The organism is Bacillus sp. JJ1521 (assembly GCF_036965165.1).
Lineage (GTDB): Bacteria > Bacillota > Bacilli > Bacillales > Bacillaceae_L > Ferdinandcohnia.
In genome coordinates, this window is the sequence record NZ_JBALOX010000077.1 from 30,874 (window position 1) to 44,610 (window position 13,737).

The 13,737-nt window shown below is 36.5% G+C and carries 13 protein-coding genes; 6 read left to right on the top strand and 7 right to left on the bottom strand.

Annotated elements, in window-relative coordinates; all coding sequences use genetic code 11:
- The 4 genes from V7147_RS12765 to V7147_RS12780 all read right to left on the bottom strand — a co-directional run.
- A partial coding sequence (locus V7147_RS12765) for an extracellular solute-binding protein (protein WP_438824586.1) occupies positions 1-777 on the bottom strand: 777 nt, incomplete at its 3' end.
- A gap of 273 nt (positions 778-1,050) precedes the next feature.
- The gene (locus V7147_RS12770; RefSeq protein ID WP_335368244.1) at positions 1,051-2,208 is read right to left on the bottom strand and encodes an acyl-CoA dehydrogenase family protein; all 1,158 of its coding nucleotides are present in this window, start codon (positions 2,206-2,208) and stop codon (positions 1,051-1,053) included.
- Positions 2,209-2,397: 189 nt separating this feature from the next.
- Positions 2,398-2,733, bottom strand: a complete 336-nt coding sequence (locus tag V7147_RS12775) for a DUF2680 domain-containing protein (protein WP_335368245.1) — start codon at positions 2,731-2,733, stop codon at positions 2,398-2,400.
- Positions 2,734-2,848: 115 nt separating this feature from the next.
- Positions 2,849-3,541, bottom strand: a complete 693-nt coding sequence (locus V7147_RS12780) for a TerC family protein (protein WP_335368246.1) — start codon at positions 3,539-3,541, stop codon at positions 2,849-2,851.
- 168 nt (positions 3,542-3,709) lie between these two features.
- On the opposite strand from V7147_RS12780, the gene V7147_RS12785 reads away from it, so the two are divergent.
- Together V7147_RS12785 and V7147_RS12790 are read left to right on the top strand one after the other, a co-directional pair.
- Positions 3,710-5,845, top strand: coding sequence for a GDYXXLXY domain-containing protein (locus V7147_RS12785; RefSeq protein WP_335368247.1), 2,136 nt, complete (start codon positions 3,710-3,712; stop codon positions 5,843-5,845).
- Positions 5,846-5,949: 104 nt separating this feature from the next.
- Positions 5,950-7,131, top strand: a complete 1,182-nt coding sequence (locus tag V7147_RS12790; protein WP_335368248.1) for a M20 family metallopeptidase — start codon at positions 5,950-5,952, stop codon at positions 7,129-7,131.
- Between the two features lie 59 nt (positions 7,132-7,190).
- On the opposite strand, the gene V7147_RS12795 is transcribed toward V7147_RS12790, so the two are convergent.
- The 3 genes from V7147_RS12795 to V7147_RS12805 all read right to left on the bottom strand — a co-directional run bounded on the left by V7147_RS12795 (position 7,191) and on the right by V7147_RS12805 (position 10,073).
- A complete protein-coding gene (locus V7147_RS12795) occupies positions 7,191-7,901 on the bottom strand; it encodes an EcsC family protein (RefSeq protein WP_335368249.1) in 711 nt (236 codons plus the stop codon).
- A gap of 209 nt (positions 7,902-8,110) precedes the next feature.
- A complete protein-coding gene (locus V7147_RS12800; protein WP_335368250.1) occupies positions 8,111-9,340 on the bottom strand; it encodes an ABC transporter permease in 1,230 nt (409 codons plus the stop codon).
- The gene (locus tag V7147_RS12805; protein WP_335368251.1) at positions 9,333-10,073 is read right to left on the bottom strand and encodes an ABC transporter ATP-binding protein; all 741 of its coding nucleotides are present in this window, start codon (positions 10,071-10,073) and stop codon (positions 9,333-9,335) included. The genes V7147_RS12800 and V7147_RS12805 overlap by 8 nt, the downstream gene beginning before the upstream one ends.
- A gap of 608 nt (positions 10,074-10,681) precedes the next feature.
- Between V7147_RS12805 and V7147_RS12810 the strand changes: the two genes are divergently transcribed.
- The 4 genes from V7147_RS12810 to V7147_RS12825 all read left to right on the top strand — a co-directional run bounded on the left by V7147_RS12810 (position 10,682) and on the right by V7147_RS12825 (position 13,673).
- A complete protein-coding gene (locus V7147_RS12810; RefSeq protein WP_335368252.1) occupies positions 10,682-11,107 on the top strand; it encodes an HIT family protein in 426 nt (141 codons plus the stop codon).
- Positions 11,108-11,255: 148 nt separating this feature from the next.
- Positions 11,256-12,338, top strand: a complete 1,083-nt coding sequence (gene serC / locus V7147_RS12815) for a 3-phosphoserine/phosphohydroxythreonine transaminase (protein WP_335368253.1) — start codon at positions 11,256-11,258, stop codon at positions 12,336-12,338.
- 359 nt (positions 12,339-12,697) lie between these two features.
- Positions 12,698-13,216: a tryptophan transporter gene (locus V7147_RS12820; RefSeq protein ID WP_335368254.1), complete on the top strand. Its 519-nt coding sequence runs from the start codon at positions 12,698-12,700 to the stop codon at positions 13,214-13,216.
- Positions 13,217-13,475: 259 nt separating this feature from the next.
- Positions 13,476-13,673, top strand: a complete 198-nt coding sequence (locus V7147_RS12825) for a sporulation YhaL family protein (RefSeq protein ID WP_335368255.1) — start codon at positions 13,476-13,478, stop codon at positions 13,671-13,673.
- The last annotated feature ends 64 nt before the right edge of the window (positions 13,674-13,737 follow it).

Consider the following 13,737-nt stretch of genomic DNA (forward strand, 5'->3'; position numbering starts at 1 on the left):
ACTTGTTACTGGGAAGTCCTGGTTGATATAACCTTTGTCACGAAGCTTTTTAATATAATCCATTGTTTCTAAATACTGTTCAAACATAAACTCTGGAAGCAGTTGTCCGTTTTTTTCACCCCAACTGTTAGGAGTTCCAAACCATGATGCTACAGTTTTAAATGCACCATACGCAAGATCTGCACGGTCTGTGATTCCAAATGTGTCATCCTTGCCGTTTCCATCTGGATCATTCTCTGTAAATGCCTTAGCCATTTCGTACACGTCATCGATTGATTTCGGAGCCTCGATGCCTAAATTATCTGCCCAATCTTTACGATAAATTAACCCTTGGCGAGATAATGGTCTGCCTTGGTATAAGGAATAAATTTTACCGTCGACAGCTGTGTTTTCTAATATTTGGTCATTTAGCTTACTTAGGTTTGGAAATTCACTTAAATATGGTCCAATTTCCCAGAACTGGCCATCGCGAATCGCCTCTTTAAATTGAATGAATGTTGTTTGGTTTTTTAGGAATACGGCTTCTGGTAATGTTTCTGTAGCAAATGCTGTGTTTAATTTTTCCTCATAGCTCGTATCCGGTGTCCATTGAATCGTTAAATCAACACCTGTCTTTTCTTCAAGGAGCTTTTCAATTTTATCAGATGGAACTTCTGGCGTATAAAGGTTTGCCATGATTGTAAAGCTCGTTTTCCCATCTGAATCTATTTTTTTGGATGCATCAGAGCTTGCACAGCCAGCGAGTCCACTAGCCCCAAGCATGAATGCAAGTGACATCCCTATAAGTTTCTTTTTACTATTCTTCAAAACTAAATACCTCCTATAATTATCTTTATTACCTCCTAATCTAGTTCACGATCAAAGTTCCGTAAATAATCAAAATCTTAGCTACTCTTATTATACAAGGGTTTATCAACGTTTACGAGATTGGATTGTAAGAAATTGATTACCCATTTATTGGTTAAAAATATTATTCTACCCTAGATATTTGATTTTTTTATGTCAAAAAAAATAGCCACAATCGAAAACATTGTGACTACTTTCCGGTCTTTATTCCATTTCCTTAAAGGCTAAGTCTGCTAGCTTAGCAATTGTCATATCATCCATCGGTGGATTATGTAGCCCTGCTCTTACATCACGATAATAGCGTTGCAGTGGATTGGATTTCTGCAAACTTTTCGCACCGACAATCCGCATAGCTTTATCGACTACAGAAATGGCACTGTTTGTTGCAATATATTTGGCAAGACCTAATTCTGATCCAAACTGACTTCGATCAATAGTCCGATCCCATTTGTCAGCAATTGAGTAAAGTACGTGACGAGCCTGCAGTAGCTCAGCTTCCATTTCCCCAACGACACGCTGAACATTAGGTATCGTACTTATCGTTCCTTTTATACTATTTGGTGAATATTCATTTGCAAATTTCACTGCATAATTTCTAGCTGCAATTGCTATTCCTAGGTAACATGCTGGGATATGTAGCATCCAACCACTTGGCATTGCTTTTATTTCAGGAGATAATATTTCTACTAAATCATTTTCTTCAAGTTCAACATTGGTAAGAACTAGATCATGACTACCAGTACCTCTCATTGATATGGTATTCCAAGTTTCATCTATTGCAACTCCTGCTTTTGAACGTTCAACCAAAAACTCACCAATCTGATCCGTTCCATCTATAGAAGCAATCACACCAATATAATCAAGGACAGGTACCATAGTTGTAAAGGATTTTCTACCTGAAAGTATCCATTTGTTGCCTTCTTTTTTGGCAGTTGTTTGGGGCTTTCCGCCTCTAGTGGGGCTCCCTGTTTGAGGTTCTGTTGCAGCACGATTGTATAATGCTCCTTGTAGAACCTGTTGTGCATAAAACGAAAGCTTTTCTTCCATCCAACGTTTTTTCTCAAATAAATCCATCGTTGCACCAAGATGCCATCCGATTGATAAAGCCGTTGAGCCATCCCCTACAGCAAGTGTTTCTTGCAGTAACACAAAGTCATATAAGGAAAGACCGTCTTCTCCACCATACTCTTTAGGTACAGAAAGGCTCGTGTAGCCCGATGATTTTAAATCCTCAATATTTAATGAAGGAAATTCACCTGTTTCATCATATTGCGCAGCTCTTTCATGAAATCGTTCTGCTAATTCGTTTGCCAGCTTATATAAATGTTCTTGCTTCTCTGTTTTTATAAATGAAATGGGCAATTTCACCTCTCCTATTCCTATAGCCTTTAATTATACAATATTTATATTATACTATTCCTATTTGAATTAATAAAAATTGATGCCCAAACCTAATGATGTGACACCTCATGAGATTGTGATTATTCAATCGAATGTTGTTAAAAGAAAAAAGCTAGACAAAACAGGAACTGTTTTACCTAGCTCTTTAACTTAGTCATGATCGTTATTATCTTCATCATCTTTATGTTTTCTATGATGATGCCTTGGTATGTATCCGCGTTCTTTAATTTTTTGGTAATGCTCATTTAACCAGTTAAGCTTTTTATCGGCTTCCTCTTTTGAAAGAACACCAAATTCAACGTACTTGTTAATGATCTTCTTTTCGATTGTAAGGAGTTCAAGATAAAGCTTATCCATTTCTTGCTTCTGCTTATCAGTAAGCTCAACTTTTGGTCTTTGGTCATCCTTCTCCATTTCGGCATTTGCTTGGATACCTCCAAAGAGTATGAAACTTAAGAGTAAAACAAGACCAGTCATTCTTTTCATGTAAATACTTCCTTTCCTCGATATGTATCAAATTCATTAATAGTATCCATTATTATCCAAGGTTTATGCATCCCTTTATAACATATAAAAGGTGGCCCTGATGGCCACCTTCTTTCTAAGACGCTTTTTGTTTTTCTTTTATTGATTGAGCCTTTGTTTTCTTCATCTTTGTCCCAATGAGCACAACAGCGATGATGACTAACGCTTCAAATGTATATTTGAGCCAAGGATTATCAAAGAAATCCTGAAGGAATGGTTCTCCTACAATCATTTTCGCTGCTGTCCAGGCAAGTATTGCGGCACCTATTGTAACTATGATTGGAAAACGATCTATTAATTTAATAAACAGCGTGCTTCCCCAAACCATGATTGGAACCGAGATAATTAACCCAATGACAACTAATGAAAAGCTACCATGGGCAGCACCGGCAACTCCAAGAACATTATCAAGCCCCATTAATGCATCAGCTACAATAATCGTTCTTATTGCTGCCGCAAAGGACCCTTTGGCCTCAATTTGATGTTCATCTTGGTCATCCGTAAGAAGCTTAAAAGCGATCCAAATGAGGAGGATTCCACCTATAAGGTGTAATCCGGGTAGTTCGAGAAGCCATACAACGGCTAATGTTGCCGCTGCACGAATAACAATTGCCCCAACTGTTCCCCAGATAATCGCCTTTTTTTGCTGTTGTTTCGGTAAATTTCTTGCGGCTAAACCGATTACTATCGCATTATCGCCCGCTAAGACGAGATCAATTACCACAATTGCAAGTAGAGCTGAAAAAAACTCTGCTGAAAACAATTCCATGTAATTCACCTCAGGATTAGGGTTCCCTAAATCACATTTATCTTTTATTAAAATACTGGTATCATAATTGGAAATATATATTATAATCGATACAACGAATCACCATAACTACATATAGTATTAGTAGAAAAGGCTTTTATTTTTCCTTTAGGAAATGGGGAGTATTTAATGAAGAAGCTAATTCCATTTGGTTACTTTGCCTCGATCGTTTTGATTTTATCAGGCGTCCTTTATTTTTTCGCTGCAAATTGGCAAGAATTTACACATTTTGAAAAACTTTCTCTTGCAGTAGCCGCAATGCTTTTATTTTATTTGTTATCAGCCCTTTCCACTAAACTACTTTCGCATCAAGTATTTCTAGGGAAATGGCTATTAGTTGCTGGTGCAATATCCTTTGGTTTATGTGTTGCATTAATTGGTCAAATTTACAACTCCCATGCGGACAGTTATGTACTTTTCCTTGTATGGCTAATACCTGCGTTGCTTCTGGCGATCAGTACACGGTATGCACCATTTTCAATTTTAAGCTTTGTCCTTTTTCATCTTGCATATTGGTTCTATATGAACCCCTCATCGTACTTCATTGTTCGTACAGATTTACAGGAATGGCTCATATATTTTGTCATTGCTATAATCAATTTAATTTTATTTTTCCTTACCTTTTCACAGATATTAACTAATAGAGCGATTCGGTATATGTCCTATACAATGGCACATATCATGTTAATTGGGATGAGTATTTTCGAATTATATGAACCATATAGTGGATGGACAAATCTATTATATATTGCGTTTGCTGCCATTTCTTATTTCTATCTGGTAACAAAGAAAATTGATAAGTATATTTCAATTATTTTGTTCACGATGGTTAGTCTTCACGTGTGTACGAAAATCATTGAAATTCCCTTTTTATTCGGAGATGCAATTGGTTTTCTTGGATTACAAATAATAGGCTCAATTGCCTCAATTGCCCTAATTATTGGTGGAGTTCTTCTGGCAAAACATTTATCTTCCAAGCATACAGAAACTCCAATCGGTCAGGTAATGAAAGGCATCTTAATTGTGATTGTCACACTTATTGGCTCATTTATGTTTTCGATTAGCTTTGGAGGAGTTCTCTACCTTCTATTTTCTAGTTTTTATGCAACTGTTGTTTTAAGTGTATTGTTTATAAGTGTAGGGTTATTTGTGAAAAAGCTAGGACCATATGTCCGAAATACGTTACTGTTTATTGGATTCTTCTCTGGTCTGTTTGAAGCATTTTTCTTATCAACATCAATCACGATATTCTTTTTAATCCTATCGGCCGTCGTCACAATAGTCATGAAGGATGGAATTATCCGATTTATAAGCTATACCACAATCATTGGATGTTCCTTGAACCTACTCCTGGATGAATTGGGACTATGGGGACACTCCGAGCTTGTATTTATAAGTTTTGCCCTGCTAAACGCAATTATCTATTATTTAGTTCGCTCGGAAGCTACCTTAAAAAGAATTAGTTCATTCTACGCTTTGCTCTTTTTCTATGCACTAACCTTTTTAGATAATTTGGTATGGCAGGAAATTATATATTGTCTGATGTTTTTTGTCATTACGACAGCATTAGTCCTTTTCTTCTCAAGGAATGGCGAAGTGTTTATGTTTCGTATGACGCTTATATTCTGGATTGCATTGTTTATTTCAACTTATTATGATCTTGTTTGGTCACTTGTACACAAATCTCTTTCACTTCTGATTATCGGTCTCGTCTTCTTTGCGATTACCCAATTTTTTGATCGAAGGTCGGGTATTAATGTAATTAATAATGAAACATTTTTTACAAAAAAGCAGTGGAGTCTCATTGGATTCATACTCCTTCTTCAATTGGGCTTTGTCGGTTACCAAATCGGAAGCAATGAAGCACATTTAAAAAATGGAAAAGAGATTACCCTTGAATTGGCACCAGTGGACCCACGTTCAATGCTCCAAGGGGATTATGTCATCCTGCGTTATGAAATTGCAGAAGTTAATGAACTTAAGAATGTTCAGTCAGGAAACCGCGTTTACATCCTTGCAAAAAAAGATAAGAATGGGATTTATCAGCGTGAAAAGGTACTCACCTCCATTGATCCAAAGAAATATCAACTTGCTGAAAATGAAGTACTGATTGCTGGTAAGTATAATGGCTATAATGGGGTCATCCTCGGAATTGAAAGCTATTTTGTGAAAGAAGGAACTGGTTTAGACCTTCAGCGTGATGCGAAACACGCGAAAGTAAGGGTTGCAAAAAACGGAAATGCATTGTTAGAGACAATCTATTAATGGGGCCATTTGGTCCCCTTTTTTCGTGAAGAATATTAATAAAATTCAAATTCAATGAATCATGATATAATTTATTTATATTTAAAAGAGGGGAGAATCCGGAAATGTTACATAACCTATATGATGCTTTAGATAAAAAGTACGATGAAATGGTAGATATCCGCCGTTATTTACATCAACACCCAGAGGTTTCTTTCAAAGAATATAAAACAGCAGAATACATCTCAAATTATTATAAAAACATGGGTGTTGAAGTTCGCACAAATGTTGGCGGTAATGGAATTGTCGCAAAAATTCACGGTAATAAGCCAGGTCCTACTGTTGCACTAAGGGCTGATTTTGATGCACTTCCGATTCAAGATGAAAAAGATGTTTCCTATAAATCTACAGTCCCTGGTGTTATGCATGCTTGTGGTCATGATGGGCACACTGCTACATTACTAGTACTGGCGAAAACTCTATATGAAATGAAGGACCAACTTGCAGGAACTGTAGTCTTTATCCACCAACATGCTGAAGAATTCGCTCCCGGTGGTGCAATTTCCATGATTGAGGATGGCTGTCTTGAAGGTGTAGACGTGATTTTTGGAACACATTTATGGGCAACCACACCTACAGGAACAATCGAATACCGTGTTGGTCCGATCATGGCTGCGGCCGATCGGTTTGAGATTAAGGTGCAAGGATCTGGCGGACATGGTGCACATCCACATACAACAAAGGATGCGATTGTGATTGGATCCCAGCTTGTGATGAATTTACAGCAAATAGTGAGTAGAAGAGTTGATCCGATTGAATCTTCAGTCGTAACACTTGGATCTTTCGTTGCAGAGAATCCATTTAATGTTATTGCAGACTCAGCTAAACTTGAAGGAACTGTCAGAACATTCAGTGAAGATGTTCGAAATCAAATCGAGGTAGAAATTGAGCGGATTGTAAAAGGAACTTGTATCGCATCTGATTCCTCATACACATATGCCTTCCACCGCGGCTACCCTGCAGTCGTCAATCATAAGGAACAAACTGATTTTCTCGTAGAGGCAGCTGAGAATATACCAGGTGTCGTTACTGTAAAAGAAACTGCTCCCCAAATGGGTGGCGAGGATTTTGCTTATTATTTACAGCATGTGCCAGGAACCTTTTTCTTTACAGGCGCAATGCCAGTTAATGAATCAAATGCTTATCCACATCACCATCCTAAATTTGATATTGACGAGAAAGCAATGCTAGTTGCTGCAAAAACATTAGGCACAGCAACCTTAAAATACTTATCCATTGAAAAATAGGAGAAGAATAAGGTAGAAAAAAGTTAACGCAAGAATGTTTAAACATTCTTGCGTTTTTATTAAGACAATATTCGTAATCGATAACTATTTTTTGCGGTTTCACCTAAGTGATCAAGAAGATTATAGTTTGCATATGCGCCAACTACAGCACCAATACCAGGAAGTAATTGAAGCATTTTCACGAAATCAATATAATCTCGATACTCCTGCTGAAATACTCTCCAATCCAATTCCACTAATCTATGCTTTTCTTCCTCCCAATTCTCAATCAATTCTAATGTTCTCTTCTTATGCTCATCGCTTGAGAAAGCTAGTTGGAACACTTGTAACAAAAAGAGGCGTTCTTCATAGTTTTTTGTATCAAAGCCATGAATTGCAGCCACTTCGAATAAGAACTTCATTTTTATAGAGAGAAGTAATGGGAAATCTGCCAATGATAATAGAAATCCTCCTGCTCCAGTTCCGGCACCCTCAGCCGCAGCAGTACGTCTATAAACCGTTAATTTATCCTCAATAAGTTTTTCTTTAACCTGCAATGTCATCTCCCCGGGATAGTTTCCTTTTGTTGTGTATTCCGAGCCTACTAAAGTAGCTTGAACCATTTTTTTAATACTTTCCGTAATGACAGCATGAGCTTTTTCAGGGATCAGTTTATTCACTTTTGTTTGTGCTTTTTTCGATACACGTTGAAGAATAGTTGACTTTTTAATTAGCTTTTTACGCCATTGAAATAATTCCTCTTCCACCGTTACCATATACGACTCGTTCATGCACCTCTGCCCTTCTTTTAGAGGATGTTCAAAAAGTCACCAAATGATAAGCTTCGAATCTCGGCGTCACTCGGCCTCTCCGGTACTCACGTATTAATACCATACGCTCCGGTCCTCAAGTCTCTCGTTCCTTGATCTCCTCGCTTCTGATTCGTCGCCTTTTTGAACACTCATTTTTTATACTTCTACGTATAAACAAAAGAAAAGTTTCACCCATACATTCGGTCAAGCTTACGTACCTTCCCTTTTGTATATACAAAAACAAATAAATAAACAAACAAAAGTCCTGCGACCATTAAAATGATTGTTGTCATTATTTTAGCAGATAGCAGCAAAATGACTGTAAATAAAACTGACTGGATAACAAGTAGCTGAAATAAAAACTGTAAATAGGAAGCTAATTTTGAAGCTTCACTTACTGGGTATAAGCGAACCCAAATTTTTAAGCTGTGATGTCTCCATAATGTGATTAGCTGATAGCCAGTTAGGTAAAGAAATAAAATCATGACAAAGGCTTTTCCATATTCAAATGGAACGAAATAAATAATTAATCCTCCAATAATCGTTAACCTTACGTACATTCCTAAATAGTCACTTGTTCGCAAGAAAGTCCGTGTGTAAAGATAACGAAAAGTATTTTTCTTTGAATACGAAATAAACCCAGTAACCCAGTTGAGCCATGTCCTCTTTTTTACCCGTTCCTTTAGCTTCGGAACGTCAGTAAATAAATTCGCGATTCTGTAAAAGGTTAGCATTCGTTTCGATTCTAATTCGATTAATGTATTCCATTTTATCCCTTTGTTTTCAACTGCCTTATGAAAATATAGGAGCAAGCCAATCATGATGACAGCTACACAGCCGATATAAAGAATGGATGCTCCGGAAAATAATAAATACAGCAGTGCGATATTTAATATAAGACGAATCGATATGTCAGTGTAATATGTTGAGCTTTCGGTGTAGTGTTGTGTAAACCAGGTCATTAGAAGATTCCATGCTTTACACAATAAAACTATCACGAAAATCGCTGCTAAGGATGAAAATGTTTTATCTGTAACCGCAAGATACAATGGTGCTGCCACTGCCAATACAATCAACAACAAATATATTTGTGAGAACAGACTGTACCAAAATGCCTTTTGAAAATAAGGAGCCAATTTTTTTTCAATGGGCAATAAAAAAACGAGGTCAGGTTCTTTTAGCAACGTTTGAATGCGGCTATTTGTTAAAATGAGCCCTAAAACAAGTGCAATGATAATGGCATAAGGAAAATCCTTTGGAACATCCTGGAGCCAATAATTATAATAATACGCCCCTCCCCCTCCTAAAAATAGGAGAGCAATCAATAAATGATCATTTAACATATATCGTAAATAACGGCTTATTTCCTTAAAATGTTGGGTTTGACGCTTACTCCATAATTCCTTGATATCAATCATGTTCTTCTTCCTTTGTAAGGCTGATATATATATCATCAAGTGTGGCGTTTTCCATTTTAAATTGCTGCCTGAGATCGGCTAAGGTTCCCGAAGCCTTAACCTTCCCGTTATGTAAAATAATAAAGGAATCACAATACCTTTCAGCTGTCGCTAAAATATGAGTCGACATTAAAATACCTGCACCTTGATTTTTCATTTTGTTCATTAATTCTAATAAGGATTGAATACCAAGGGGATCTAATCCAACAAATGGTTCATCAATAATGTAAAGATCAGGCTCAACTAGAAAGGCACACATAATCATCACCTTTTGCTTCATTCCCTTTGAAAAATGAGATGGGAAGAACTTTACCTTTTTTTCCATTCGGAATTCTTTTAATAAAGGTTGTACTCTTTCTTTAAATATTTTTTTATCCAACCCATAGGCCATTGCGGTTAATTCTAGATGTTCATAGAGGGTCAATTCATCATATAGAATTGGTGTTTCAGGAATAAAGCTAAACATGGAGCGATAGTCTTCCATATCCTGTTGAATCGTTTTTCCATTGATTTGGATTGACCCTTTTTTCGGATCCATGAGACCAATGATATGTTTAATTGTAGTACTTTTCCCCGCACCGTTTAATCCGATTAATCCTACAATTTCATTTTGTTTGACTTGGAAGGAAACATCTTTTAAAACAGGATTTTTTGTGTATCCACCAGTTAGATTTTGTATCTCTAGTAGTGCCATATAAAGCTCCCTTCATCTACTTTTATTTCTATTAATCATATCAAATTTTCCCAATTTTACATAGTTAAAATGAGTGTATATATCATTACGATATGGTCATACTAATTTTTGAAGAGGGCAAGAAAAAAGCCTTGATGTTAATCATCTACCTGGAATGAGGTGTTTGTTAAAGACAATATCCTTATTTTAGACGACAGCTTTTTAAAACTGTTATAAGGGGATGGTTGCTTTGGGAAAAGTGAGGGAAATACCAGTTGAAACAAATGACCACTAACAAAATAACATTATTTTGTAAATGAGGTGTTTGTTAAAGGCTACCTAGTCGCTTTATAAGTTGTATAAACTTATAACTATAGACAAGGGGATGGTTCGTTTGGACCACGGAATTGACCCACTCCATTAGATAAAGACTTTCATCCTAAAAAAATGAGGTGTTTATCGCAGATACCGTAAACCTTTTAACTTAAGCCTTCTTCAAGAACAGGATGCATCCTTTGCGATTGCATCCTGTTTCTTCTTTTGGTCTTTACTCATATGAAAATTTTTACATCTTTGGAACCTGTGATAAAATACTAGTTATGAATTGAATATTGAAAGGAATGAATATAATGAGTGATTGTATTTTTTGTAAGATTATCAATGGTGAAATTCCTAGTGCCAAGGTTTTCGAAAACGAACATATTTATGCCTTCTTAGACATCAGTCAGGTTTCAAAGGGACATACGCTTGTCATTCCAAAAGTACATAAAGAAAACGTATTTGAACTTACACCTGAAATCGCCAAAAGTATTTTTGAAGTTGTTCCTTCCATTGCAAATGCAATCAAAAGAGAATTCAATCCAATCGGAATGAACCTTTTACAAAATAATGGTGAACAAGCTGGACAATCTGTCTTTCACTTCCACCTCCACCTTATTCCGCGTTATGGAAAAGGCGATGGATTTGGCATTGTATGGAAATCACATGAAAATCAATACTCAGGCGAGGATTTACAAAATATTGCTTCAAGTATCTCAAAAGCAATCGAAAGTTAATCTTTTAAGGCAAGACTTTAGGTCTTGTCTTTATTTATTTTTTGGAAACGCTTTATTCACTTTTTTCAAAAAATTTCACTCTTTTATTCTCAAAAACATGATAAGATAACTCTATTCAATTAAAGCAATAAAATAGGAGGAATCACCAATGCAACGAGCATACAATTTTAATGCCGGTCCTTCTGCTCTACCACTTGAAGTATTAGACCGCGCACAAGCCGAACTACTCAATTTCAAAGGATCCGGCATGTCTGTAATGGAGCTTAGCCATCGCAGCAAAGAATATGACCAAGTTCATCAACAAGCTATTTCTGATTTACGAGCTCTATTACGCATTCCAGAGGACTATCAAGTGTTGTTTTTACAAGGTGGCGCTAGTCTTCAATTCTCCATGATTCCAATGAACTTCTTAACGCCAAGTAAAACCGCAGACTACATATTAACCGGTGCTTGGTCTGAAAAAGCACTTGAAGAAGCAAACAAACTAGGGGCAACAAATGTAATTGTATCTAGTGAGGAAGAAAAATACAGCTATATCCCTGAAGTAGATGTAAACAACCATTCTGCTAACTCCGCCTATGTTCACATTACATCTAACAACACAATTTACGGAACACAATGGGAGAAATACCCAACATACAAAAATGTTCCATTAATTGCAGATATGTCTAGTGATATTTTATGCAGAGAAATTAATGTTGAACAATTTGGCATGATCTATGCTGGTGCTCAAAAAAATCTTGGCCCATCTGGTGTAACAGTTGCGATTGTTAAAGACTCCTTATTAAAACAAGGAAATAGCAATTTACCAACCATGTTGGATTACAATACACATGTAAAATCAAATTCCCTTTATAACACACCACCTACTTTTTCAATTTACATGCTTTCTCTCGTTCTTGAATGGGTAAAGGAACAAGGCGGTGTGCCTGCGATTGAAGCGAAAAACAATGAAAAAGCAGCACTTTTATACAATGCAATTGATGATTCAAATGGCTTCTATCAAGCACATGCCCAAAAAGGCAGTCGTTCCATTATGAATGTGTCATACACACTTCCAAATGAAGAACTAACGAAAAAGTTTTTAGCACAAGCAAAGGAAAAAGGATTTGTTGGATTAAATGGACATCGCTCAATCGGCGGCTGCCGTGCATCCATTTACAATGCAGTGCCTTATGAGTCTGTTGAAGCACTAACTTCATTTATGAAGGCCTTTAAATCAGAAAATTAATCAAATACGCCATGTCGTATTTTCCGCCCAGATTTTTGGCCCACACGAGGTGGGTCGCAAAGACGTTACAACAGGATGTGGCGTTCTTAGTCTTTGATCTTATGCGGGGAAAATTCCCTTTAAAAATCTATGGCTTCCGCCGGAGGCTATAACTTTATTCAGGAATTAACGCTTTATAAAATTAGAAACTATGCATTCACCCAGAACTTATTGAATATTGAGATTTTTGTTGAATAAAGTTATTTAAAATAGGTTAATAGTCTGATATACTTAAATATAAGATTTTCGCAATAGGCAATGAGTGCATTATTGGAAAATCCTAAAAAATATAGCTTAGAAAAGCTGAGGAGAGATGAGAAATGAATACAAAGGTTTTAGTACTATTATCATTATTAATTGGAATTGGTGCTGTTCTGCACGCGGTAATGCCTCCGATTTACCTTGGAATGAAGCCTGACTTATTGTTGGTCATGATGTTTTTAGGAATTATCCTTTTTCCTGAAAAGAAATATGTATTGCTTGTTGCACTTGTCGCTGGTGTAATTTCAGCATTGACAACTGGTTTCCCAGGTGGTCAAATTGCGAGCCCATTCGATAAGGTAATTTCAGCATTCGTATTCTATGGCGTTTTCATTGCTGCAAGAAAGTATACCAAGTCAATAGTAATGATATGTGCGGTCACTGCTGTAGGAATTCTAGTTTCTGGAATTGTTTTCTTAAGCGTTGCACTTATCGTTGCTGGTCTTCCTGGAACATTTATCGGATTGTTCCTAAGTGTAGTCCTTCCAACAACGATAATGGGTATAATAGCAATGGCTATTATTTATCCAATTGTACAACAAATCATGAAACGTACAAACTTTACAGTCAGTGCGTAATCAGATTTTGACGGGGTGTCCGACAAGGTGTCGGGCACCCTTTTTTTGTTCTTTTTTTGTAGCATTTGGCTAAAATCGATAGAACTGAAATAAAATCGATAGAACCAGAATAACGTCGATAGAATCCAAATAAAATCGATAGAATTAAATAATTGCTGATAGCCTCCCCTCTCCCATCAAAAATCTATGAATTTTAGTGATATCTAGTTAATTTTCATCATATAGTAGAAGTAAAAAGTGGGACAAGGAGTGGATTGTGATGTTATCAGTACCATGGTTTGTATATGTAGCGTTATTTGGAGTCCTTTTTAGTGCCTATATGGTGATACGAACATCAAGAGAGGAAAAGAAGGTTGAAGACTCTTACATTGAGCAAGAAGGCAATATATACATCGAACGAATGAATGAAGAAAAAGAAAAACGATCAAAACGAATAAATAAACCAGAAGCAATGTAAGTAGAAAAGCGGAAACACCTTGATCAGCCCAGACAAGCATAGGAAAAGCCGGCGAGAAGGATGC

Excerpts from the sequence above, each read along its gene's own strand:
- V7147_RS12775 (WP_335368245.1), bottom strand. The coding sequence starts at position 2,733 with ATGAAAAGAATGACTGGTCTTGTTTTACTCTTAAGTTTCATACTCTTT.
- V7147_RS12780 (WP_335368246.1), bottom strand. The coding sequence starts at position 3,541 with ATGGAATTGTTTTCAGCAGAGTTTTTTTCAGCTCTACTTGCAATTGTG.
- V7147_RS12785 (WP_335368247.1), top strand. The coding sequence starts at position 3,710 with ATGAAGAAGCTAATTCCATTTGGTTACTTTGCCTCGATCGTTTTGATT.
- V7147_RS12790 (WP_335368248.1), top strand. The coding sequence starts at position 5,950 with ATGTTACATAACCTATATGATGCTTTAGATAAAAAGTACGATGAAATG.
- V7147_RS12795 (WP_335368249.1), bottom strand. The coding sequence starts at position 7,901 with ATGAACGAGTCGTATATGGTAACGGTGGAAGAGGAATTATTTCAATGG.
- V7147_RS12800 (WP_335368250.1), bottom strand. The coding sequence starts at position 9,340 with ATGATTGATATCAAGGAATTATGGAGTAAGCGTCAAACCCAACATTTT.
- V7147_RS12805 (WP_335368251.1), bottom strand. The coding sequence starts at position 10,073 with ATGGCACTACTAGAGATACAAAATCTAACTGGTGGATACACAAAAAAT.
- V7147_RS12810 (WP_335368252.1), top strand. The coding sequence starts at position 10,682 with ATGAGTGATTGTATTTTTTGTAAGATTATCAATGGTGAAATTCCTAGT.
- serC (WP_335368253.1), top strand. The coding sequence starts at position 11,256 with ATGCAACGAGCATACAATTTTAATGCCGGTCCTTCTGCTCTACCACTT.
- V7147_RS12820 (WP_335368254.1), top strand. The coding sequence starts at position 12,698 with ATGAATACAAAGGTTTTAGTACTATTATCATTATTAATTGGAATTGGT.
- V7147_RS12825 (WP_335368255.1), top strand. The coding sequence starts at position 13,476 with ATGTTATCAGTACCATGGTTTGTATATGTAGCGTTATTTGGAGTCCTT.